A 20394-nucleotide genomic window follows, 5' to 3' on the forward strand; every position below is an offset into this window, starting at 1 on the left:
CCTCGAAGATCGCACCTTTTCAGGCAACGTTAATTACAAATTCTTCAATCGCCTGCCGGTTGCTCCACGACTTAGTGAGCGCGGCGGCATCCGTCGCATTCACCCAGCGGTAGGTCAAGTGTTCGGTGAACACGATCTCCCGCTCGTGGGGAAGTGCAAGGCAAAACCAGGATTCGGTATTGCGTGCAATTCCCGGCGCATAGCGATGACGTAAATGGCTAAAAATTTCAAACTCCACCGTGCGCTGACAGTCCGTTAGGGTCAGTTGCTCGTCGGCAACATCAATCAAGACCTCTTCCTTTACTTCACGCGCGGCGGCCTGCGACGCGGTTTCACCCTCTTCCAGGCTGCCGGTTACCGACTGCCAGAAATCAGGATCGTCGCGACGCTGCAACATCAGCACCCGCTTCGTATCGGTTGCAAAAATGATCACGAGCACCGAAACGGGACGCTTAAATGCCATATCAGTTCTTCTCTTCCTTTTTCACCACTTCGATACCCAGCTCGCTTAAGGAGGCAGGGTTAGCGAAGCTTGGCGCTTCGGTCATCAGACACGCAGCAGCGGTGGTTTTCGGGAAGGCGATAACGTCACGAATGTTGTCGGTACCGGTCAGCAGCATGGTCAGACGATCCAGACCAAATGCCAGGCCCGCGTGCGGCGGGGTGCCATATTTCAGGGCATCCAGCAGGAAGCCGAACTTCTCGCGCTGCTCTTGCTCGTTAATGCCCAGAATGCCAAACACGGTCTGCTGCATTTCACTGCTGTGAATACGCACCGAACCGCCACCCACTTCGTAACCGTTGATCACCATATCGTAAGCGTTGGCGATAGCCGTTTCCGGCGCAGCCTGCAGCTCTGTCGCCGTCATCTCTTTTGCAGAGGTGAACGGGTGGTGCATGGCGGTCAGACCACCCTCACCGTTGTCTTCAAACATCGGGAAGTCGATAACCCACAGCGGCGCCCATTTGGTGTCGTCGGTCAGGTTCAGATCTTTACCCACTTTCAGACGCAGGGCGCCCAGCGCATCGGCAACCACTTTCTTGTTGTCAGCGCCGAAGAAGATCATGTCGCCATCCTGCGCGCCAGTGCGCTCAAGAATGGACTCTACAATCTCAGCATTCAGGAATTTTGCCACCGGGCTGGTGATCCCTTCGATGCCTTTCGCACGTTCGGTGACTTTGATGTAAGCCAGGCCTTTCGCGCCGTAAATTTTAATAAAGTTGCCGTAGTCGTCGATCTGCTTACGGCTCAGGCTCGCACCGCCTGGCACGCGCAGGGCAGCCACGCGACCTTTGGCATCGTTAGCCGGGCCGGAGAAGACCGCGAACTCAACCGCCTTCAGCAGGTCCGCCACGTCCACCAGCTCCATCGGGTTACGGAGATCCGGCTTATCGGAGCCGTAACGGCGTTCCGCTTCGGCGAAGGTCATGATCGGGAAATCGCCCAGATCCACACCCTTCACGTCCAGCCACAGACTGCGCACCAGCGCTTCCATCACTTCACGCACCTGTTCGGCGGTCATGAAGGAGGTTTCGACGTCGATCTGGGTAAATTCTGGCTGGCGATCGGCACGCAGGTCTTCGTCACGGAAGCATTTAACGATCTGATAGTAACGGTCGAAGCCGGACATCATCAGCAGCTGTTTGAACAGCTGAGGAGACTGCGGCAGCGCGTAGAATTTGCCTTTATGCACGCGAGAAGGCACGAGGTAATCGCGCGCGCCTTCCGGGGTGGCTTTGGTCAGCATCGGGGTTTCGATATCGAGGAAACCGTGATCGTCCATAAAGCGACGCACCAGGCTGGTCACTTTGGCGCGGGTTTTCAGGCGGTCGGCCATTTCCGGGCGACGCAGATCCAGATAGCGGAATTTCAGACGCGCTTCTTCGGTATTGACGTGGTTGAAGTCAAGCGGCAGCGATTCTGAACGGTTGATGATGGTCAGATCGGAGGCCAGCACTTCGACCGCGCCGGTGGGCATGTCGCTGTTGACGTTTTTTTCGTCACGCGCACGCACGGTGCCGGTGACCTGAATGCAGAACTCATTACGCAGTTCAGAGGCCAGTTTTAACGCATCGGCGCGATCCGGATCGAAAAATACCTGCACGATGCCTTCACGGTCGCGCATGTCGATAAAGATAAGGCTGCCGAGATCACGACGACGGTTGACCCAACCACACAGGGTCACCTGCTGCCCAACGTGGGACTGACGCAGCTGCCCGCAATATTCTGTACGCATGAGATATCCCTTAACTTAGCCGCAGGCTATTAGGTCGCAGCTTTATGAATGTCAAACTGGATGAAAAAAGGGGGCTATTATACTGGAAATTCCGCCAGACGATAAGAGAGAAGCGCGCCAGACGCGCGATTGCTGCGCGCATCTGGCATATTCTCACAAAATTTAACAAAATTATCCGACCCACACCCAGCCTCTGCAGCGTAAGGTGTCACCGACGCTCACTCTTTAACAGGAAAAAACATGTTTACACTCGACGCCGCCAGAACCGCCCTTGTGGTCATTGATTTACAGGAAGGGATCCTGCCGTTCGCCGGGGGACCGCACAGCGCGTCCGACGTTGTCAGCCGCAGCGCGCGTCTGGCAGACAAATGCCGCGCCAGTGGAACGCCTGTGGTGATGGTGCGCGTCGGCTGGTCGGCTGACTTCGCCGAAGCGCTGAAGCAGCCGGTGGATGCCCAAACACCTGCCCATGCCCTGCCGGACAACTGGTGGACTTATCCGGTCTCACTCGGCAAACGTGACAGCGATATCGAAGTCACCAAACGCCAGTGGGGCGCATTTTACGGCACCGATCTCGAGCTTCAGCTGCGCCGTCGTGGAATCGACACCATTATCCTGTGCGGGATTTCCACCAACATTGGCGTCGAGTCCACCGCGCGTAACGCCTGGGAGTTAGGCTTTAACCTGGTGATTGCCGAAGATGCCTGCAGCGCGGCCAGTGCCGATCAGCATCAGGGCAGCATGACGAATATCTTCCCGCGGATTGGCCGGGTGCGCAGCACGGAAGAGATTATCAACGCCCTATGATCTATCTGGGTCTCCCCCAATGGTCGCACCCGAAATGGGTGCGTCTCGGCATTACCAGCCTTGAACAGTATGCCCGCCACTTTAACTGCGTGGAGGGCAATACCACGCTGTACGCCCTGCCAAAGGCCGAGGTGGTGGCGCGCTGGCGGGAGCAGACCCACGATGACTTTCGCTTCTGTTTTAAATTCCCGTCCACCATTTCCCACCAGGCGAAGCTGCGCGACTGTGGCGACCTGACCGCGGAGTTTTTCAGCCGGATGTCGCCGCTCGCCAACCGGATGGGTCAATACTGGTTACAGCTGCCCGCCACCTTTGGCCCGCGCGACCTGCCCGCGCTGTGGACGTTTCTCGATGCCCTGCCCCGTGAGTTTACCTACGGCGTCGAAATCCGGCATCCGGAGTTTTTTGCCAAAGGCGATGCGGAGAAAGCGCTTAACCGTGGGCTCCACCAGCGCGGCGTCAACCGGGTGATCCTCGACAGCCGTCCGGTCCATGCGGCCGTGCCGCACAGCGAGGCCATTATCGATGCCCAGCGCAAAAAGCCGAAGGTGCCGGTGCATGCCGTGCTGACCGCCGACAACCCGATGGTTCGCTTTATCGGCAGCGACAACATGCCGCAAAACCAGGCGCTGTTTGCCGTCTGGCTACAGACCCTGGCGAAGTGGGAACAGACCACCACCCCGTATCTCTTTCTGCATACGCCCGATATTGCCCAAGCCCCGGAACTGGTCGAAGCTCTCTGGCAAGCCTTGCAGGCTGCGGTGCCGTCGGTTGGCGACGCCCCTGCCATCCCTCAGCAATCTTCTCTTTTCTGAATGCAGCCCCTATCATAGAAGTGCCATCTGCAAAAAAAGGGAGTTTGTATGGTCTGCGCGCTGTATGCGGTACTGGGTGCATTACTGTTAATTAAGTTTTCGTTCGACGTTGTGCGCCTGCGGATGCTGTATCGCGTTTCCTACGGAGACGGCGGGTTTTCTGAACTGCAATCTGCGATCCGCGTGCATGGCAATGCGGTGGAATACATCCCCATCGCGCTTATTTTGATGCTGTTTATGGAGATGAACGGTGCCGAGACGTGGATGGTGCATGTCTGTGGCCTGCTGCTGATCGCCGGTCGTCTGATGCACTATTATGGATTTCACCATCGCCTGATCCGCTGGCGACGTTCCGGCATGAGCGCCACCTGGAGTTCGCTTGTGCTGATGGTGCTGGCTAACCTGTGGTATATGCCTTGGGAGTTGGTTTTCTCCCTGCATTAGCGCACAATACGCCACTTTATTTTTCCCGGATTTTTACGTTATGTCAGATCGCGACACGCTTTTTTCTGCGCCTATCGCCAGTCTGGGCGACTGGACCTTTGATGAACGGGTGGCTGAAGTCTTCCCGGATATGATCCAGCGCTCGGTACCCGGCTACTCGAATATCATCTCTATGATTGGCATGCTGGCGGAACGTTTTGTCCAGCCCGGCACGCAGGTTTACGATCTGGGATGTTCGCTGGGCGCAGCCACGCTGTCGGTTCGTCGTAACATTCGTCAGGATGGCTGCAAAATTATCGCTATCGATAACTCCCCGGCGATGGTCGAGCGCTGCCGTCGCCATATCGACGCCTGGAAAGCCCCAACGCCGGTAGAGGTGGTCGAAGGCGATATCCGCCATGTCGAGATCAAAAACGCCTCGCTGGTGGTGCTGAACTTTACCCTGCAGTTCCTTGAACCAGACGATCGGCAACTGCTGCTGAACAACATTTATCAGGGGCTCAATCCCGGCGGCGCACTGGTGTTGTCCGAGAAGTTTAGCTTTGAAGATGCCGCCGTTGGCGAGCTGCTGTTCAACATGCACCACGATTTTAAACGGGCAAACGGCTATAGCGAGCTGGAGATCAGCCAGAAGCGCAGCATGCTGGAGAACGTCATGTTGACCGATTCGGTCGAAGCTCATAAAGCGCGCCTGCAAAAGGCCGGCTTTGAGCACAGCGAGCTGTGGTTCCAGTGCTTTAACTTTGGTTCGCTGGTGGCACTGAAAGGCGGTACAGCATGATTGAATTCGGTAACTTTTATCAGCTGATTGCCAAAAACCATCTGTCACACTGGCTCGAAACCCTGCCCGCCCAGATTGCGACCTGGCAGCGCGATGCCCTGCACGGTCAGTTTAAGCAGTGGAGCAATGCGGTCGAATTTCTACCAGAAATGACCCCGTATAAGCTGGATCTGCTGCACAGCGTCACCGCCGAAAGTGAAACGCCGCTGAGCGAAGGCCAGTTAATTCGTCTCGAAAAACTGCTGCGTAACCTGATGCCGTGGCGCAAGGGGCCGTTTTCCCTGTACGGCATGGATATCGACACTGAATGGCATTCCGACTGGAAATGGGATCGCGTGCTGCCGCACCTGTCCGATTTAACCGGGCGCACCATTCTGGATGTCGGCTGCGGCAGCGGCTATCACCTGTGGCGGATGATCGGTGCCGGAGCACATCTGGCGGTCGGCATCGACCCGATGCAGCTGTTCCTGTGCCAGTTTGAGGCCGTGCGCAAGCTGCTGGGCAACGATCAGCGCGCGCATCTGCTGCCGCTGGGCATTGAGCAGCTTCCGGCGCTGGCCGCGTTTGATACGGTGTTCTCGATGGGCGTGCTCTATCACCGCCGCTCGCCGCTGGAACACCTGTGGCAGCTGAAAGACCAGCTGGTCAGCGGGGGCGAACTGGTCCTGGAGACGCTGGTGATTGAAGGCGACGAAAATGCAGTGCTGGTGCCAGGCGATCGCTACGCCCAGATGCGCAACGTCTACTTTATTCCGTCAGCGCTGGCGCTGAAAAACTGGCTGGCGAAATGCGGGTTTGTCGATATTCGTATCGCCGACGTTTGCGTCACCACCACCGAAGAGCAGCGCCGCACCGAGTGGATGACCACCGAGTCGCTGGCCGAGTTCCTCGATCCACAAGACCCGACGAAAACGATCGAAGGTTATCCGGCACCAGTACGTGCGGTGTTGATTGCCACCAAGCCTTAATATTCTTTATCTACACTATTTCGCGAGGCAGCCAACGTCGCTGCAGCGTGAAATATGACGGATAAAAGGATAAAAAAAGGCCCCTGTTGAAATTGCAGGGGCCTGGTACAAACAAGCATCATATTGGGCGACATGATGCGCGGTAAAAACGGTTAGCGGCGAAACCTTTCGATCATCGCCTTCATCACTGCAACCGACTCGCCGTCAACACCGTAGCGGGAATATTCATCCGCTTCACTCTCCGTCGACATCGACAAGCCTGCATTGCGATAGCGCATGGGTGACGGCAACCATCTGCCTGCCGAGCTGTGTAGCTCTTCTACCCCTGCCTGTAGAAACAATTCCAGGTTGGCGGCGCGAACGCCAGCACCTGCCATTATTATTGGAACACCTGATTGCGCTTTTAGTTCCTTAATTAATGAAATACCTTTTTCGGCGGACGATTGCTGACCGGATGTAAGCACCCGCGCCACCCCCAGTTCTGTCAGATTTTCAAAGGCTTGCTGCGGATTGACGCACATATCGAAGGCGCGATGAAAAGTCACCGCCATCCCCTGTGCGGCGGCCATAATCTGGCGCATCCGCGGCATATCGACATCACCGTCTTCATTCAGCAGGCCAATCACCAGCCCCGGGAAGCCCAGATCGCGCACGACGGCAATATCCTCCAGCATGGCGTTAAACTCATCCCCGCTGTAGCAAAAATCCCCGCCGCGCGGCCGAATGATCGGGTGCACGGGGATCGTCACCGCCTGACGCACCGATTTCAGTACGCCCCAGGACGGGGTCAGCCCGCCCTCTTTCGGTGCCGCGCACAGTTCAACGCGATCGGCGCCCTGCTGCTGTGCGGTCACGGCGCATGCCGCGCTGTAACAACAAATCTCCAGTAATGCCATTGAAACCTCCTTTATTCTTCGCTGGCGACAATCTGTTCGATTGTCCACGGATGGAATTTGATCGTGACGCTGCCGTCGGTCACCGCCAGCGTCGGGTTCGGCAGACGTTCGCGCTCACCCTTTGGCGAACTGGTTTTGACGAAGATCCCCGGCTGGCTGAGTCCGTCGTCGGACAGCAGCGCCAGCGCGCGCGCATTCAGGCTTTCCGGCTCGCCGGGAAGAACGATTTCAATATGCTCCCAGCCTTCGTGGGGATAGCGTTTTTCGCCCGGCCACGGCAGCTCAACCACCTCAAAACGCCAGTGCGCCACGCAAACCGGTTCATGCAGCTTAAACAGACAGATCGGGCGGCCATTGATGATGTTTTCCGACAGCAGTTCGCCGCACTGTTCAAACCCGCGCCGCCAGCGTTCTGCCGTGGCATTCTGGTGACAGCGCAGGGAGATGTGATCTGCTGCGAGAGGGGCGATATCCAGACCGAGGCGAGAAGCCAGGGTGGTGAACGCCTCGGTGAAGCGCGGTAAATCGGCTGTAATGTCCTGCAGGTCGTCAATAGAGAGCCAGTTTGCCATCATCAATACTCTTGTCATGGTGCAAAAGCGTTAATTTACTCTGTTGCTGGCCGCCGACCAACCGCTGATTTGAGCCAGTGCTGACGGCAAGAGGCAATTGCAGTATACTCCTGGCCTAATTTCTTTAACTGGCGCGGCAGCCTCAAAGCCGCGACAAAAATGTAAGGTATCCCGGTGAATATTCAGGCTCTTCTCTCAGAAAAAGTCAGTCAGGCTCTGATTGCTGCAGGTGCACCTGCGGATTGCGAACCGCAGGTTCGTCAGTCAGCAAAAGTACAGTTTGGCGACTATCAGGCTAACGGCGTGATGGCAGTGGCGAAAAAACTGGGCATGGCGCCGCGACAGCTCGCAGAGCAGGTTCTGATGCACCTGGATCTCAAGGGTATCGCCAGCAAAACCGAAATCGCCGGGCCGGGCTTTATCAACATTTTCCTTGAGCCCGCCTTCCTGGCGGAACACGTGGATGCCGCGCTGAAATCCGATCGTCTGGGCGTCGCTCAGCCGCAAGCGCAAACCATCGTGGTCGACTACTCTGCGCCAAACGTAGCGAAAGAGATGCACGTGGGTCACCTGCGTTCCACCATCATCGGTGATGCCGCGGTGCGTACCCTCGAGTTCCTCGGACACAAGGTGATCCGCGCGAACCACGTTGGCGACTGGGGCACCCAGTTCGGGATGCTGATTGCATATCTCGAAAAACAGCAGCAGGAAAATGCCGGTGAAATGGCGCTGGCGGACCTCGAAGGTTTCTACCGCGAAGCGAAAAAACACTACGACGAAGACGACGTCTTTGCCGAGCGCGCACGTAGCTACGTGGTTAAACTGCAGGGCGGCGACGAGTACTTCCGTCAGATGTGGCGCCAGCTGGTTGACATCACTATGTCCCAGAACCAGCTGACCTACGATCGCCTGAACGTCACCCTGACCCGTAAAGACGTGATGGGTGAAAGCCTGTACAACCCGATGCTGGCCGGTATCGTCGCCGATCTGAAAGCCAAAGGTCTGGCGGTTGAGAGCGAAGGCGCTACCGTGGTATTCCTTGATGAGTACAAAAACAAGGAAGGCGAACCGATGGGCGTGATCATCCAGAAGAAGGATGGCGGCTATCTGTACACCACCACCGACATCGCCTGTGCCAAGTATCGTTATGAGACGCTGCATGCGGATCGCGTGCTTTATTACATCGATTCCCGTCAGCACCAGCATCTGATGCAGGCGTGGACTATCGTGCGTAAAGCGGGCTACGTGCCAGACTCCGTACCGCTGGAACACCACATGTTCGGCATGATGCTGGGTAAAGATGGCAAGCCGTTTAAAACCCGTGCAGGCGGTACCGTGAAGCTGGCGGACCTGCTGGACGAGGCGCTGGAACGTGCCCGTCGCCTGGTGGCCGAGAAAAACCCGGACATGCCTGCCGACGAGCTGGAAAAACTGGCCAACGCTGTGGGTATTGGCGCGGTGAAATACGCCGATCTCTCCAAAAACCGTACTACCGACTACGTGTTCGACTGGGACAACATGCTGGCGTTTGAAGGCAACACTGCGCCGTATATGCAGTATGCCTACACCCGCGTGCTGTCCGTGTTCCGTAAAGCGGCGATCGACGAGAGCGTGCTGGTGAATACCAACGTCGTGATTACCGAAGATCGTGAAGCACAGCTGGCGGCACGTCTACTGCAGTTCGAAGAGACGCTGACCGTGGTGGCCCGCGACGGTACACCGCACGTGATGTGTGCTTACCTGTACGATCTGGCTGGCCTGTTCTCGGGCTTCTACGAACACTGCCCTATTCTCTCGGCAGAAAGCGAAGCCGTTCGCAATAGCCGTCTGAAGCTGGCGCAGCTGACCGCGAAGACCCTGAAACAGGGTCTGGATACGCTGGGTATCGACACCGTAGAACGTATGTAAAAAGAAACCCGGCGCAAGCCGGGTTTTTTGTTTTGTCGCCCTGGTAAGCGCTGCGCCACCGGGGAATGCTCACCGTCCTCAGAAGTACTTGCGCAGATACTCCGTCAGACACAATATCGCCATCGCCTGACCGTACGGCATCGAGGTCAGCGGGATCTGGCGATAAAATTCCAGATCGCTGCCCATCCCGGTGCCGAATGAGGTTTGCAGCAGCTCGCCTTCCGGGGAGATGTTTTTCACAATCCCGCGAATGGCTTTTTCGGCCACCTCCGCATACTCCAGCCCCACATAGCGCTTGCGCACCGCTTTGAGTATCCCGTAGCTGAACCCGGCAGTAGCCGAGGCCTCCAGATAAGAGTCGGGATCGTCGAGTAGCGTGTGCCACAGACCGCTATCATCCTGACACTTGGCCAGCGCCGCGATTTGCGCGTTCAGCACCTGCACCAGATAACGGCGCACGGCGTTGTTTTCCGGCAGATCCACCAGTTCGAGGAAGTCCGGGATGACGATGGTCAGCCAGCTGTTGCCGCGTGCCCAACGGGCGTGAGCAAAGTTATGCTGACCGTCGTAGTTCCAGCCGTGGAACCACAGGCCGGTCTCCCGGTCCATCAGGTTTTGCACATGCAGCAGGAACTGATAGACCGCCTCTTCCACGTAGTCCGGGCGATTGAGCAGTTTGCCAATTTTCGCCAACGGCAGCACGGTCATCATCAGGGTGTCATCCCACATCTGCTGATGGTTCTCTTCCGCCAGGGTGATGTGCTGCATCCCGCCGTGATCGGTGCGCGGCATCTCATTCATCGCCCACTCGGCCCAGCTCTCAAGCCACGGCAGCCAGGCTGGGTTGCGCGTCTCTTCATAACGATACGCCAGGGTCAAAAATGGCGACATGGTGTTGACGTTTTTGGTGGTCGCGCCTTCCGCGAAACGTTCAGTAAACCAGTTGTCGATAATATCGCGCATCGCCACGTCACCAGTCTGGCAGTAATACTGCCAGATACCGTAGAGGCCAACGCCGTGCGTCCACTCCCAGCCCGCCCAGCCTTTGGTGTCGATCACGCGACCGTCGTCGAGGCGCAGTAAAAACTCACCGGTTTTATCGTGAATGTTGACCAGGTTATGCGTCACTTTTTGAATCAGTGATTTCAGCTCATCCCGGGCGATAAAACGCTCCGGCTGACGCAGTAACGGACTATGTTTGACAGGCCAAACCTTCATAATATTAACCTCTGTTATATGTCGAATTCAGTGAAGCACGCTCATTCAGGGACGGTGCCGCAGGTTTATTGCGGTTCAGGTAGCCGATGTTGTTATTGCCCCACAGGCACTCGTACGGCAAGCCGGCCAGCATTTCCACGGTAGCACGCGCCTGCGGCGTCGCCGCTTCCGGCATCGCACGACCGGACTCGCGCATTTTGGCCGTCTCTTCACGCAGCGTGCTGTGAGTTTGCAGGTTCAGTTTGAAGCGCAGCGAGACCAGGAAACCGCAGATCAGCACCAGCACCGTGCCCACGCTCAGGATCATCAGAATGGTATGGCTCACTTCTTCAGGCTGCACTTTCTGGCCGCTGACAAAGCCGGACAGCTGCATCACAATCCCCACCAGCATAATGGCACCCGCCTGAGACGCTTTACGGGTCAGGGTCATGATGCCGGCGAAGATACCTTCGCGACGCTGACCGGTGATGACTTCATCCACGTCCGCAATGTAGGTGTAAACGTTCCACGGTACGTAGTTGATACCGCCGCGACCCAGGCCTGCGAGGGCAGACACCAGCAGCAGCAGAGAGTAGACGTCGCTCAGTCCTGCGTAATAGAGCATCGCATACGAAATGGACGCCAGACCAAACAGCACCACCACCATCCGGTAAGACGGCGCCGGGCCAAAGCGGATGCACAGCGGGATCATCGCGATAACGGCGATAAACTGGAAGATAGCCATCGTACCCAGCAGATTCGAGGCCATCGACGCCTCCTGCATCAGCACGAACACCACGTAGTAGGTAAACACAGCGTTGAACACGTCCTGGGCGATGTAGCCGCCAAGGTACATCCCGAGATGCTGGCGGAAAATCTTCACCCGCAGCGTGGAGCTCAGTTCAACAAACAGGCGGTTAAGACTCTGTCTCAGATTAAGTTGTTTCTTCTCTTCTTCGGCACGCAGCGCGGCTTCGGACCACTCTTCGCGCGGACGCTCCCAGGTAAAGAACCAGACGAAGGTCAGCATCAGGGCGCACAGCACCGAGAACACCAGGCTGGCGTAGAAGAAGGAGACGGCGTTGTCTTTACCGAAGTGAGTTAACAGAATGCCTGGCAAGAAAGAGGCGAGGATCGCCGACATCTGCGCCATGGAGATACGCGCGCCGGAGAATTTGGTTTTCTGTTTGAAATCGTCGGTCATTTCCGGCACCAGCGTTTCGTACGGCACCAGAATCATGGTGTAGACGATATCAAACACCAGATAGGTGAGCAGGTAGTACCAGAACCCCATGTCGCCGACCCACATCAGTGAGTAGCTGAAGACGCACGGGATACCGAGCAGGATAAAGAATTTGCGGCGGCCAAAGCGTTTGCCCAACCAGGTAGTACCAAAGTTATCGGTCAGGAACCCCATCAGCGGGCTGACCACGGCATCCAGGACCCTTGCCGCCGCGAAGATAAAGGTGGCTTCAATCGGCGTAAGGCCGCAGAAGGTCGTGTAGAAATATAACAGCCAGGCAGCGGTCAGCGCTGTCGTTCCCGCCCCGAGAAAATCGCCCGAACCGTAGGCCAGATAATTCGCGAGTCCAATTTTACGTGTTTTCATTACCGTCGACCCTGTAAGTTTTAGAAGACTCCCTGTGAACACAGACGTGAACGGGAGTGACTACACGGTTACAGTAAGAGTATCGCTACGGGGATACCTTTCTGTTGCTGCCATCACCTGGCGGCAACTGGCAATAATGCAAAGAGATTTACTACGCGTGTCACTGTTTTATAAAACAGCGTTTCTCTTGCATCAAAAGGAGGTGTCAGATTTGCGAGCCAGCCGCCAGAATATCCTGACGGCTGGTGAAAAAGCGGGCAATTAACGGTAGTTTACAATGACTTCGTTGCGCTGGACCTTAAGCGCGGGGATCAACCGGCCACCGCCGGGGACTTCCCAGATAAAGCGTAACGGCTCGACAGCCGGTACGTTTTCAAACGCCCGCGTGCTGCCGCTGGCACCGTCCAGCTCCGTGCAGCGCGACTGGGAACATAACCGCACCCGCAGCCCGGCCGGGATCGGGCCATTGAGTTCATAGCGCCAGACCACCAGCGTCATCAACCCCGACACCGGCTGCTGCGCCGAAAGCGGGCGCGATGACGCCGCCACGCCGCGATTGTTTAAGGTCAGGCCGATACTGCTGGCCTGCCATGCCCCTTCCCCTGCGGCCTGGGCCATCAGTGGGAGCGCCAACAGCCAGAGCCATTTACGCATTAATGACCTCCGATGCTGGCGGTCATGCGGATGTGACGATTGTCCGACAGTTCCATATTCGACAGCACCACCAGTTGGGTCAGGCTACGACGCAGGAAGCGGGACAGAAGTGGACGCAGAGCATGATTCACCAGTAACACTGGCGGTGCGCCAAGCATCTCCTGGCGCTGCAACGCTTCCTGGGTTTGCGCCAGCAGGCGATCGGCCAGCCCCGGCTCCAGCCCGCCGCCGCCCTGCAACGCTTGCAGCAGCAGACGCTCAAGCGGCGTATCCAGACCAATCACCTGCACTTCACCGGTACCCGGGAACCACTGCTGGGTAATTGCACGTCCCAGCGCCACGCGCACCACGGCGGTAAGCTCGTGCGGATCGCTTTGCAACGGCGCATGCTCGGCCAGGGTTTCCAGAATGGTACGCATATCGCGGATTGGCACTTTCTCGTCGAGCAGGTTTTGCAGCACCTTGTGCAGGGTGGTCAATGTCACCACGCCCGGGACCAGATCTTCGGTCAGCTTCGGCATTTCCTGGGTGACGCGATCCAGCAACTGCTGCGCTTCCTGGCGGCCAAACAGTTCGGCTGAGAACTGGCCAATCAGGTGGTTAAGGTGTGTCGCCACCACGGTACTGGCCTCGACAACGGTATATCCCTGGATTTGCGCCTGCTCTTTCAGGGCGCTTTCGATCCAGATTGCCGCCAGGCCAAACGCCGGGTCGATCGTCTGTTCACCTGGCAGCGTGCCCGCCGCCGTGCCAGGGTTGATGGCCAGCCAGCGTCCTGGATACGCTTCACCACTGCCGATTTCGACCCCTTTCATCAGGATACGGTAGCGCGCAGGCGGCAGATCCATGTTGTCGCGGATATGCACCACCGGCGGCAGGAAGCCCATGTCCTGGGCGAATTTCTTACGGATACTGCGGATACGCCCCAACAGTTCCCCGTCCTGCTGGAAATCAACCATCGGGATCAGGCGATAGCCCACCTCCATCCCCAGCGAGTCTTCCAGCTGCACGTCGTTCCAGGTGGCTTCCACCGCCTGGGTGTTTTCCGGCATTTTGATGGGCGCGGCTTCGGCCTGAGGTTTGTTTTCTCGTCCACGCAGCCACCAGGCCAGCCCCAGCAGCATGCCGGTAAACAGCAGGAAGACAAAGTTAGGCATCCCCGGCACCAGGCCCAGCAGGCCGAGCACCGCCGCTGACAGCAGCATCACATTCGGGTTGCTGAACAGCTGAGTGACCATCTGCTGGCCGACATCCTCATCGGTGGCAACACGGGTTACGATCACGCCCGCCGCCGTGGAGATCACCAGTGCCGGGATCTGAGCGACCAGGCCGTCACCGATGGTCAGCAGCGTATAGGTTTCTGCCGCATGGCCCATGTCCATGCCGTGCTGTAATACGCCGACCAGCAGGCCACCAATCACGTTGATCACCATGATCAAAATGCCCGCGATGGCATCCCCGCGCACGAATTTACTCGCACCGTCCATCGAACCGTAGAAGTCCGCTTCCTGGGTCACATCTGAACGGCGCTTTTTGGCTTCATCTTCGCCAATCAGTCCGGCGTTAAGATCGGCGTCAATCGCCATCTGTTTGCCCGGCATCCCGTCGAGTACGAAACGCGCGCCAACCTCGGCGATACGTCCCGCACCCTTGGTGATAACCATAAAGTTGATGATGACCAGAATCACGAACACCACGATGCCGATGGCAAAGTTGCCGCCGACCAGGAAGTGGCCGAAGGCTTCAACCACCTTACCTGCCGCCGCGCCACCGGTATGGCCATCCATCAGAATAATACGCGTTGAGGCGACGTTCAGCGCCAGCCGCAACAGCGTGGTGAACAGCAGGATGGTCGGGAACGCGGCGAACTCCAGCGTGCGCCGGGTGAACATCGCCACCAGCAGCACCATAATGGAGAGCGCAATGTTGAAGGTGAAAAGCAGGTCAAGGATGAAGGCCGGGAGCGGCAACACCATCATCGACAGGATTAACAGGATGAGGATCGGCCCGGCAAGGATCTGCCATTGAGCCGATTTCAGGTTGCTGGGCAAGCGCAACATTGCCACCAGATTAGCCATCAGTGTCCTTCTCGTTCATAAAATCCAGCGCTGCAGGCACCGGGAGATTCTCAGGTTTGACAGGTCGTTGACCTCCCGCCAGACGCCAGCGTTTCAACTGCCATACCCACGCCAGTACTTCCGCCACAGCGGCATACAACTGGCCCGGGATTTGTTGTCCAATTTCCGCATGCCGGTACAGGGCACGTGCCAGCGGCGGAGCCTCAAGCATCGGAATACGATTTTCATTACCAATTTCGCGGATCCGCAGAGCGATAAGCCCCGCCCCTTTCGCCACCACTTTTGGCGCGCTCATTTTATTTTCGTCGTACTGAAGTGCAACGGAGTAGTGGGTCGGGTTGGTGACGATCACGTCCGCCTTCGGTACATCTTCCATCATGCGCCGCCGCGCCGCGGCGCGCTGCATCTGGCGGATACGCCCCTTCACGTGCGGGTCGCCTTCCATCTGCTTGTATTCATCGCGGATGTCCTGCTGGGACATGCGCAGCTTTTTGATGTGGGTGTAAATCTGGAAGAAGACGTCAAACCCCACCATCGGGATAATACTCAGCGCCACCAGCAGGGAGCACAGCCCGACAAGGTTAAGCGCATTGCGCATCGCACTCATCGGCGGTTCGCTGACTAAGCGCATCATCTCCGGCCAGTGATGCCAGACGAAAAACCCGGCGGCACTGCCCATCAGGGTGGCTTTCATCAACGCTTTCAGCAGTTCTGCCCCGGTCTGGGCCGAGAACATCTTCGCGATACCGGGCAGCGGGTTGAGTTTGGAAAATTTAGGCTGCAGCGACTTGCCGCTAAACACCAGACCGCCCAACATCACCGGCGACACCAGTGCCACCAGCACCACGCCGACAATCAGCGGCAGGAGCGCTATCATTGCGCCTTTGATCAGCAGAATTATCTGGCTGAGGATCAAATTGGGGTCGTTCACCATGCTGTGATCGAAGCGCAGCCCGGCCGAGAGCATGCCTGCCAGTCTGTGGGCAAGGGACTCCCCGCCAAGCCAGATAATGCACACGCCGACCAACATAATGAGCAGCGAGGTGAGTTCTCTGGATCGGGGTATCTGCCCATCCTCACGCGCCTTTTCTAGTCGGTGGGGTGTGGGGGCTTCTGTTTTGTCGTCGCTGTCGTCTGCCACGGCAAGCATCTCGCAGGTAGAGGTTTGGACGCTATGATGCCAAAGCAGGGCGTGAACAATGGGCGAAATAGGCGGGTTAAAAGGGCTGATTTAACCCTTTCGGTATGAGCAGACGCGCGGGTGAACGGGATTTCATCTTCTGAGCCGTTAATTTATGCACATTGAACCTGTTTACGGCGACGTTCCAGAAGTGATGTGGCGATGGACTCAATTTCTGCAAAGTCTCTCGAAGCGCTGTTTCGCAGGATCAGGTTCCACTTGCTCACTATCCGGGCGTTAACGACCCGCTCGCTGCCCTCTTTTAATCTGCCATTTTTGAGCAGCCAGTTAGCCACTTCAGCCCAATCCCAAAGTGGAGACTGACCTTTAATACGCTGGATGGGGCATGGGAAATCGCCGCTTCCGCGCGTGCCATCTTTCAGCATGGCGATGGCCTGACGAGACATCGCCGTCAGGTCAGCAATGTCGCTCAATCCCACCAGAGCAGAATCAACAGATTCTACAATCGCGCCGATCCCGGCGGATTCGATATTGTCGACTGCTGAGGAGATGGCGTCATCCAGGGTTTGTGCTTCACGATCGAACTCAACATACACTGAGTTACCGTATGCGCAGATCAGCGCATCATCACAACCGCTGGCGTGCAGCGCATCTTCCAGGCCTTCCTTGTCATATGTCACGCCTGAGAGCGTCAGCGTAAAGCTAAACAGCGTCATAAAACCTCCTGGTTTAGTCGTTAATATTATCCGGCCAGGCGTGGCGGGAACCACGCCTGGCCGGGCGAAATCATAGGCAGTGTTTGACGTTGCGGATGATTTGCATAGCATGGTGTTGCGCGTTTTTCGGCGTCGACCATACACTCATTTGGTGGTCCCGATGTTCACCTTCTGGATGACCACAACGCAACCTGCAAAAGCAGTGTGCGGAATGGCCTGCAGGAACCCAAACCCAGCCTTTACTCAATGCATAGCCAATGGCTTGCTGGATATGCTTGTCTGGATGTTTCTTCATCAGCCTCCGTTGCTCAAACCTTACGCATTTCGTTGACATCCGTCAACACAATACTCTCTTTGCTTCGTCATTCGCTGCTGTCTACGGCCAGCAACAGACGCCAGGCAGATTATCAGAATGCTCAGTCTCGTAAGAGGGGGATGTCGAAGCAGGGAATGATTCTGGAAGGGGTGCTGCAGATAAAGCAAAAAAAACGCCACCTTCTCAGATGGCGTTTCGGCCGGGTGGCGCTGCGTTTACCCGGCCTACAAAACGATAGCTGTAGGCCCGTGCAAGCGCAGCGCCGCCGGGCATCAGAAGCCGAGGCTGTCCAGCAGGTCGTCCACCTGGTCCTGGCTTGCCACGACGCCGGCTTTGCTGGCATCGAGCTGTGGGCCATTCAGCAGGCTATCGTTTTCGCGCTGAGGGCGCGACGACGGTTCCGGGATGTTCTCCAGCAGCACCATCAACAGCTGACGCTCAATTTCCTGAATAACATCCATCATGCGCTTGATCACCTGACCGGTGAGGTCCTGGAAATCCTGCGCCATCATGATGTCCAGCAACTGGGCATTGGTGAAGCTGGTATGGCCCGGTACGTCGCCAAGATACTGACGGGTATCGGTGACCAGCTCACGCGCGTCGGTCAGTTCGATAGGGTTTTCGAACCATTCGTCCCAGCGTTTGGTCAGCGCTTTCGCGCCCTTTTCCATTTCGTCCTGATGCGGCTGAGACGCTTCTACGCTGTTCAGCGCGCGCTCTGCCGCCTGGGCGGTCATCTGCACTACGTAATCGAGGCGATCGCGGGCATCGGGAATCGCTTCCGCCGCTTCGGCAATCGCCTGATCCAGACCCAGTTCACGCAGGCTGTCGCGCAACATACGCGTCAGGCTACCGATCCGGGCAATTATATCGCCGGCTGAATGATCATCCGTAGGTTTAATCAAAGGCTGCATCATCACCCGTACCTCACATGCCGAGTTTCTCGAAGATCTTCCCGAGCTTCTCTTCCAGTGTTGCTGCAGTGAATGGCTTCACTACATACCCGCTTGCGCCCGCCTGTGCCGCCGCAATAATGTTCTCTTTCTTCGCTTCTGCGGTCACCATCAGCACCGGCAGTGAAGACATGGCACCATTCGCGCGAATGGTTTTCAGCAGTTCCAGACCGTCCATGTTCGGCATGTTCCAGTCGGAAATCACAAAACCAAAACCGCCGCCGTTCAGTTTGTTCAGCGCATCGACACCGTCTTCCGCTTCTTCAACATTATTAAAACCCAGCTCTTTTAGCAGGTTGCGTACGATGCGACGCATGGTGGAAAAGTCATCCACAACCAAAAACTTGAGCTCTTTGTCCGCCATAAAACTACACTCCTCGTTAAATACGTATTGCCTGTCCGGCACTGATTTTTGCCAGCATCTGCTGACTAACCTGACTGAGATCGACCACTTCGCTCACGCCACCCGTATTGATGGCCTCGCGCGGCATGCCGAACACCACACAACTTGCTTCATTCTGCGCGATGGTCCAGGCGCCAGCCTGGTGCATCGCAAGCATTCCGGCAGCGCCGTCGTTGCCCATCCCCGTCAGGATCACCCCAACGGCGTTGCGCCCCGCGTATTTCGCTACCGAATGAAACAGCACATCCACCGACGGCCGGTGCCGGTTAACCGCCGGACCGTCATGAATTCGAATCTGATAGTTAGCCCCGCTGCGCGCCAGCTCCATATGCCTGTCGCCAGGGGCGATATAGGCATGACCCGGCAGGACGCGTTCGCCGTCTTCCGCCTCTTTCACGCTGATCTGACACAGCTTGTTCAGGCGTTCGGCAAACGAACGGGTAAAGCCCGGCGGCATATGCTGGGTAATAAGAATACCGGGGCTCGAGAGCGGCAATGGCTGGAGTACATGGCGAATTGCCTCTGTTCCCCCGGTTGACGCGCCAATCGCCAGCAGCTTTTCCGAGCTCAGCAGCGGGCCGGATTTCAGCAGTACAGGCGCCGCCATCGGCTTGTGCATCGCGATCTGCGCCCGGGACGCAGTGCGAATTTTCTCGGCGATCATCTCGCTGTAGGCCAGCATGCCTTCACGAATGCCCAGCTGCGGTTTGGTGACAAAATCCACCGCCCCCAGCTCCAGCGCCCGCAGGGTGATCTCCGATCCTTTGCCGGTCAGCGATGAGACCATCACCACCGGCATTGGACGCAGGCGCATCAGCTTCTCAAGAAAATCGATACCGTCCATGCGCGGCATTTCAACATCCAGCGTCAGCACGTCGGGGTTAAATTTTTTAATCAAATCCCGGGCAACCAACGGATCGGGGGCGGTTGCCACCATCTCCATGTCACTGTGACTGTTGATAATCTCCGTCATGATCTGGCGCATCAGCGCCGAGTCATCGACTGCCAGGACCCTGATTTTACTCATGCTTTATCCTTACTCAGCGCATAGACCGTCTGGCCACGAAGGCTAAACTCGCGCGCGAGATTGCTGAAATTCTCCGAGTGTCCGGCAAACAGCAAACCGTCCGGTTTGAGCAGCGGCACGAAGCGGCGCAGGATCTCCTGCTGCGTCGTTTTATCAAAATAGATCATCACGTTACGGCAGAAAATGGCGTCAAACGGCCCCGCCACGTTGTACTGCTTTTCGAGCAGGTTCAACGCCGAAAACTCTACCCCGTTCGACAGTTCGCTGCGCACCCGCACCAGCCCGTCGTGCGGGCCTGTGCCGCGCATGAAGTATCGCTGAAGCTGCTGCGGCGACAGGGTTTTCAGCTCTTCCTGACGGTAGATGCCGTTCTGCGCTTTTTGCAGCACTTCGGTGTCAATGTCGCTGGCAATCACTTTCCAGCGACCCGGCGCGGTACCCAACGTATCGGCAAGGGTGATGGCGAGGGAGTACGGCTCCTCGCCGGTCGACGCTGCCGCACTCCAGACGCGATACTCTCCGTTGCGACGGCGCGCGTGATCCGCCAGCACCGGGAAGTGGTGCGCTTCGCGGAAAAAGGCGGTCAGGTTGGTGGTCAGCGAGTTGATAAACGCCTGCCATTCCGCGCTGTTTGGATTCGCTTCCAGCATCCCCAGATAGCGGCCAAAATCATCCAGCTCGAGGGTGCGCAAGCGCCGCACGAGGCGGTTGTAGACCATGTCGCGCTTGTGATCGGCTAAGACGATCCCCGCGCGCTGGTAGATTAACTGACATATCCGACGGAAATGCGTATCGGACAGCGCGAGGCGCTGTGTCATCTGTAACAGTAATGACGATTGCCCTGAGGGCAGAGATGATGTCATAGCGCCTTC

At 57.2% G+C, this 20394-nt stretch carries 21 protein-coding genes; 6 read left to right on the forward strand and 15 right to left on the reverse strand.

Annotated features, from left to right (window positions below; all coding sequences use genetic code 11):
• Positions 1 to 19: 19 nt before the first annotated feature.
• Both nudB and aspS read right to left on the reverse strand, forming a co-directional pair.
• Positions 20 to 463: a dihydroneopterin triphosphate diphosphatase gene (gene nudB / locus M8013_RS14665; protein WP_271268538.1), complete on the reverse strand. Its 444-nt coding sequence runs from the start codon at positions 461 to 463 to the stop codon at positions 20 to 22.
• A 1-nt stretch (position 464) separates the two neighbouring features.
• On the reverse strand, positions 465 to 2237 hold the full coding sequence (gene aspS, locus M8013_RS14670) for an aspartate--tRNA ligase (RefSeq protein WP_271268539.1): 1773 nt from the start codon (positions 2235 to 2237) through the stop codon (positions 465 to 467).
• Between the two features lie 240 nt (positions 2238 to 2477).
• Here aspS and M8013_RS14675 point away from each other — a divergent pair, with 240 nt between their 5' ends.
• The 5 genes from M8013_RS14675 to cmoB are packed head-to-tail and all read left to right on the forward strand — an operon-like array spanning position 2478 to position 6052.
• Positions 2478 to 3044: a hydrolase gene (locus tag M8013_RS14675; RefSeq protein ID WP_271268540.1), complete on the forward strand. Its 567-nt coding sequence runs from the start codon at positions 2478 to 2480 to the stop codon at positions 3042 to 3044.
• Entirely contained in the window at positions 3041 to 3859 is an 819-nt protein-coding gene (locus M8013_RS14680) for a DUF72 domain-containing protein (protein ID WP_271268541.1), read from the forward strand. The genes M8013_RS14675 and M8013_RS14680 overlap by 4 nt, the downstream gene beginning before the upstream one ends.
• A 48-nt stretch (positions 3860 to 3907) precedes the next feature.
• Complete coding sequence (locus tag M8013_RS14685; protein ID WP_271268542.1) at positions 3908 to 4303, forward strand: MAPEG family protein; 396 nt, start codon at positions 3908 to 3910, stop codon at positions 4301 to 4303.
• Between the two features lie 40 nt (positions 4304 to 4343).
• The gene (gene cmoA, locus M8013_RS14690) at positions 4344 to 5084 is read left to right on the forward strand and encodes a carboxy-S-adenosyl-L-methionine synthase CmoA (RefSeq protein ID WP_271268543.1); all 741 of its coding nucleotides are present in this window, start codon (positions 4344 to 4346) and stop codon (positions 5082 to 5084) included.
• The gene (gene cmoB, locus M8013_RS14695) at positions 5081 to 6052 is read left to right on the forward strand and encodes a tRNA 5-methoxyuridine(34)/uridine 5-oxyacetic acid(34) synthase CmoB (protein WP_271268544.1); all 972 of its coding nucleotides are present in this window, start codon (positions 5081 to 5083) and stop codon (positions 6050 to 6052) included. Before cmoA ends, cmoB begins: the two co-directional genes overlap by 4 nt.
• Positions 6053 to 6204: 152 nt before the next feature.
• On the opposite strand, the gene cutC is transcribed toward cmoB, so the two are convergent.
• Together cutC and M8013_RS14705 are read right to left on the reverse strand one after the other, a co-directional pair.
• Positions 6205 to 6948 (reverse strand): copper homeostasis protein CutC, encoded by a 744-nt coding sequence (gene cutC / locus M8013_RS14700; RefSeq protein ID WP_271268545.1) that lies wholly within the window; start codon positions 6946 to 6948, stop codon positions 6205 to 6207.
• 11 nt (positions 6949 to 6959) lie between these two features.
• Complete coding sequence (locus M8013_RS14705; RefSeq protein ID WP_271269092.1) at positions 6960 to 7520, reverse strand: VOC family protein; 561 nt, start codon at positions 7518 to 7520, stop codon at positions 6960 to 6962.
• 174 nt (positions 7521 to 7694) lie between these two features.
• Here M8013_RS14705 and argS point away from each other — a divergent pair, with 174 nt between their 5' ends.
• Positions 7695 to 9428 carry an arginine--tRNA ligase gene (argS, locus tag M8013_RS14710; protein WP_271268546.1) on the forward strand — a complete coding sequence of 578 codons (1734 nt, stop codon included), beginning with the start codon at positions 7695 to 7697 and terminating at the stop codon, positions 9426 to 9428.
• Positions 9429 to 9506: 78 nt separating this feature from the next.
• Here the strand turns inward: argS and bglB are convergent, their stop codons facing one another.
• The 11 genes from bglB to cheR all read right to left on the reverse strand — a co-directional run bounded on the left by bglB (position 9507) and on the right by cheR (position 20385).
• A complete protein-coding gene (bglB, locus tag M8013_RS14715; RefSeq protein ID WP_271268547.1) occupies positions 9507 to 10646 on the reverse strand; it encodes a beta-galactosidase BglB in 1140 nt (379 codons plus the stop codon).
• Positions 10647 to 10650: 4 nt separating this feature from the next.
• Positions 10651 to 12234, reverse strand: a complete 1584-nt coding sequence (locus M8013_RS14720) for an MFS transporter (protein ID WP_271268548.1) — start codon at positions 12232 to 12234, stop codon at positions 10651 to 10653.
• 261 nt (positions 12235 to 12495) lie between these two features.
• Positions 12496 to 12888: a flagellar protein FlhE gene (gene flhE / locus M8013_RS14725; protein WP_271268549.1), complete on the reverse strand. Its 393-nt coding sequence runs from the start codon at positions 12886 to 12888 to the stop codon at positions 12496 to 12498.
• Entirely contained in the window at positions 12888 to 14966 is a 2079-nt protein-coding gene (gene flhA / locus M8013_RS14730; RefSeq protein WP_271268550.1) for a flagellar biosynthesis protein FlhA, read from the reverse strand. The genes flhE and flhA overlap by 1 nt, the downstream gene beginning before the upstream one ends.
• The gene (flhB, locus tag M8013_RS14735) at positions 14959 to 16107 is read right to left on the reverse strand and encodes a flagellar biosynthesis protein FlhB (RefSeq protein ID WP_271268551.1); all 1149 of its coding nucleotides are present in this window, start codon (positions 16105 to 16107) and stop codon (positions 14959 to 14961) included. The genes flhA and flhB overlap by 8 nt, the downstream gene beginning before the upstream one ends.
• A gap of 152 nt (positions 16108 to 16259) precedes the next feature.
• On the reverse strand, positions 16260 to 16823 hold the full coding sequence (locus M8013_RS14740) for a helix-turn-helix transcriptional regulator (protein ID WP_271268552.1): 564 nt from the start codon (positions 16821 to 16823) through the stop codon (positions 16260 to 16262).
• Between the two features lie 70 nt (positions 16824 to 16893).
• Positions 16894 to 17118 carry a hypothetical protein gene (locus M8013_RS14745; RefSeq protein ID WP_271268553.1) on the reverse strand — a complete coding sequence of 75 codons (225 nt, stop codon included), beginning with the start codon at positions 17116 to 17118 and terminating at the stop codon, positions 16894 to 16896.
• A 293-nt stretch (positions 17119 to 17411) separates the two neighbouring features.
• Positions 17412 to 18056, reverse strand: a complete 645-nt coding sequence (gene cheZ, locus M8013_RS14750) for a protein phosphatase CheZ (protein ID WP_271268554.1) — start codon at positions 18054 to 18056, stop codon at positions 17412 to 17414.
• A gap of 10 nt (positions 18057 to 18066) precedes the next feature.
• A complete protein-coding gene (gene cheY / locus M8013_RS14755; protein ID WP_271268555.1) occupies positions 18067 to 18456 on the reverse strand; it encodes a chemotaxis response regulator CheY in 390 nt (129 codons plus the stop codon).
• 16 nt (positions 18457 to 18472) lie between these two features.
• The gene (locus tag M8013_RS14760) at positions 18473 to 19522 is read right to left on the reverse strand and encodes a protein-glutamate methylesterase/protein-glutamine glutaminase (protein ID WP_271268556.1); all 1050 of its coding nucleotides are present in this window, start codon (positions 19520 to 19522) and stop codon (positions 18473 to 18475) included.
• Entirely contained in the window at positions 19519 to 20385 is an 867-nt protein-coding gene (gene cheR / locus M8013_RS14765) for a protein-glutamate O-methyltransferase CheR (protein ID WP_271268557.1), read from the reverse strand. Before cheR ends, M8013_RS14760 begins: the two co-directional genes overlap by 4 nt.
• Positions 20386 to 20394 lie beyond the last annotated feature (9 nt).

The sequence above is a fragment of the Silvania confinis genome (assembly GCF_025564085.1).
GTDB classification, from domain to species: domain Bacteria; phylum Pseudomonadota; class Gammaproteobacteria; order Enterobacterales; family Enterobacteriaceae; genus Enterobacter; species Enterobacter confinis.

Bases quoted from the DNA above. Each gene is read 5' to 3' on its own strand.
- cutC (WP_271268545.1), bottom strand. From the start codon at position 6,948: ATGGCATTACTGGAGATTTGTTGTTACAGCGCGGCATGCGCCGTGACC.
- cmoA (WP_271268543.1), top strand. From the start codon at position 4,344: ATGTCAGATCGCGACACGCTTTTTTCTGCGCCTATCGCCAGTCTGGGC.
- M8013_RS14685 (WP_271268542.1), top strand. From the start codon at position 3,908: ATGGTCTGCGCGCTGTATGCGGTACTGGGTGCATTACTGTTAATTAAG.
- nudB (WP_271268538.1), bottom strand. From the start codon at position 463: ATGGCATTTAAGCGTCCCGTTTCGGTGCTCGTGATCATTTTTGCAACC.
- M8013_RS14720 (WP_271268548.1), bottom strand. From the start codon at position 12,234: ATGAAAACACGTAAAATTGGACTCGCGAATTATCTGGCCTACGGTTCG.
- cheZ (WP_271268554.1), bottom strand. From the start codon at position 18,056: ATGATGCAGCCTTTGATTAAACCTACGGATGATCATTCAGCCGGCGAT.
- cmoB (WP_271268544.1), top strand. From the start codon at position 5,081: ATGATTGAATTCGGTAACTTTTATCAGCTGATTGCCAAAAACCATCTG.
- aspS (WP_271268539.1), bottom strand. From the start codon at position 2,237: ATGCGTACAGAATATTGCGGGCAGCTGCGTCAGTCCCACGTTGGGCAG.
- cheY (WP_271268555.1), bottom strand. From the start codon at position 18,456: ATGGCGGACAAAGAGCTCAAGTTTTTGGTTGTGGATGACTTTTCCACC.
- bglB (WP_271268547.1), bottom strand. From the start codon at position 10,646: ATGAAGGTTTGGCCTGTCAAACATAGTCCGTTACTGCGTCAGCCGGAG.
- M8013_RS14675 (WP_271268540.1), top strand. From the start codon at position 2,478: ATGTTTACACTCGACGCCGCCAGAACCGCCCTTGTGGTCATTGATTTA.
- M8013_RS14705 (WP_271269092.1), bottom strand. From the start codon at position 7,520: ATGGCAAACTGGCTCTCTATTGACGACCTGCAGGACATTACAGCCGAT.
- flhA (WP_271268550.1), bottom strand. From the start codon at position 14,966: ATGGCTAATCTGGTGGCAATGTTGCGCTTGCCCAGCAACCTGAAATCG.
- M8013_RS14740 (WP_271268552.1), bottom strand. From the start codon at position 16,823: ATGACGCTGTTTAGCTTTACGCTGACGCTCTCAGGCGTGACATATGAC.
- M8013_RS14745 (WP_271268553.1), bottom strand. From the start codon at position 17,118: ATGAAGAAACATCCAGACAAGCATATCCAGCAAGCCATTGGCTATGCA.
- flhE (WP_271268549.1), bottom strand. From the start codon at position 12,888: ATGCGTAAATGGCTCTGGCTGTTGGCGCTCCCACTGATGGCCCAGGCC.
- M8013_RS14680 (WP_271268541.1), top strand. From the start codon at position 3,041: ATGATCTATCTGGGTCTCCCCCAATGGTCGCACCCGAAATGGGTGCGT.
- cheR (WP_271268557.1), bottom strand. From the start codon at position 20,385: ATGACATCATCTCTGCCCTCAGGGCAATCGTCATTACTGTTACAGATG.
- M8013_RS14760 (WP_271268556.1), bottom strand. From the start codon at position 19,522: ATGAGTAAAATCAGGGTCCTGGCAGTCGATGACTCGGCGCTGATGCGC.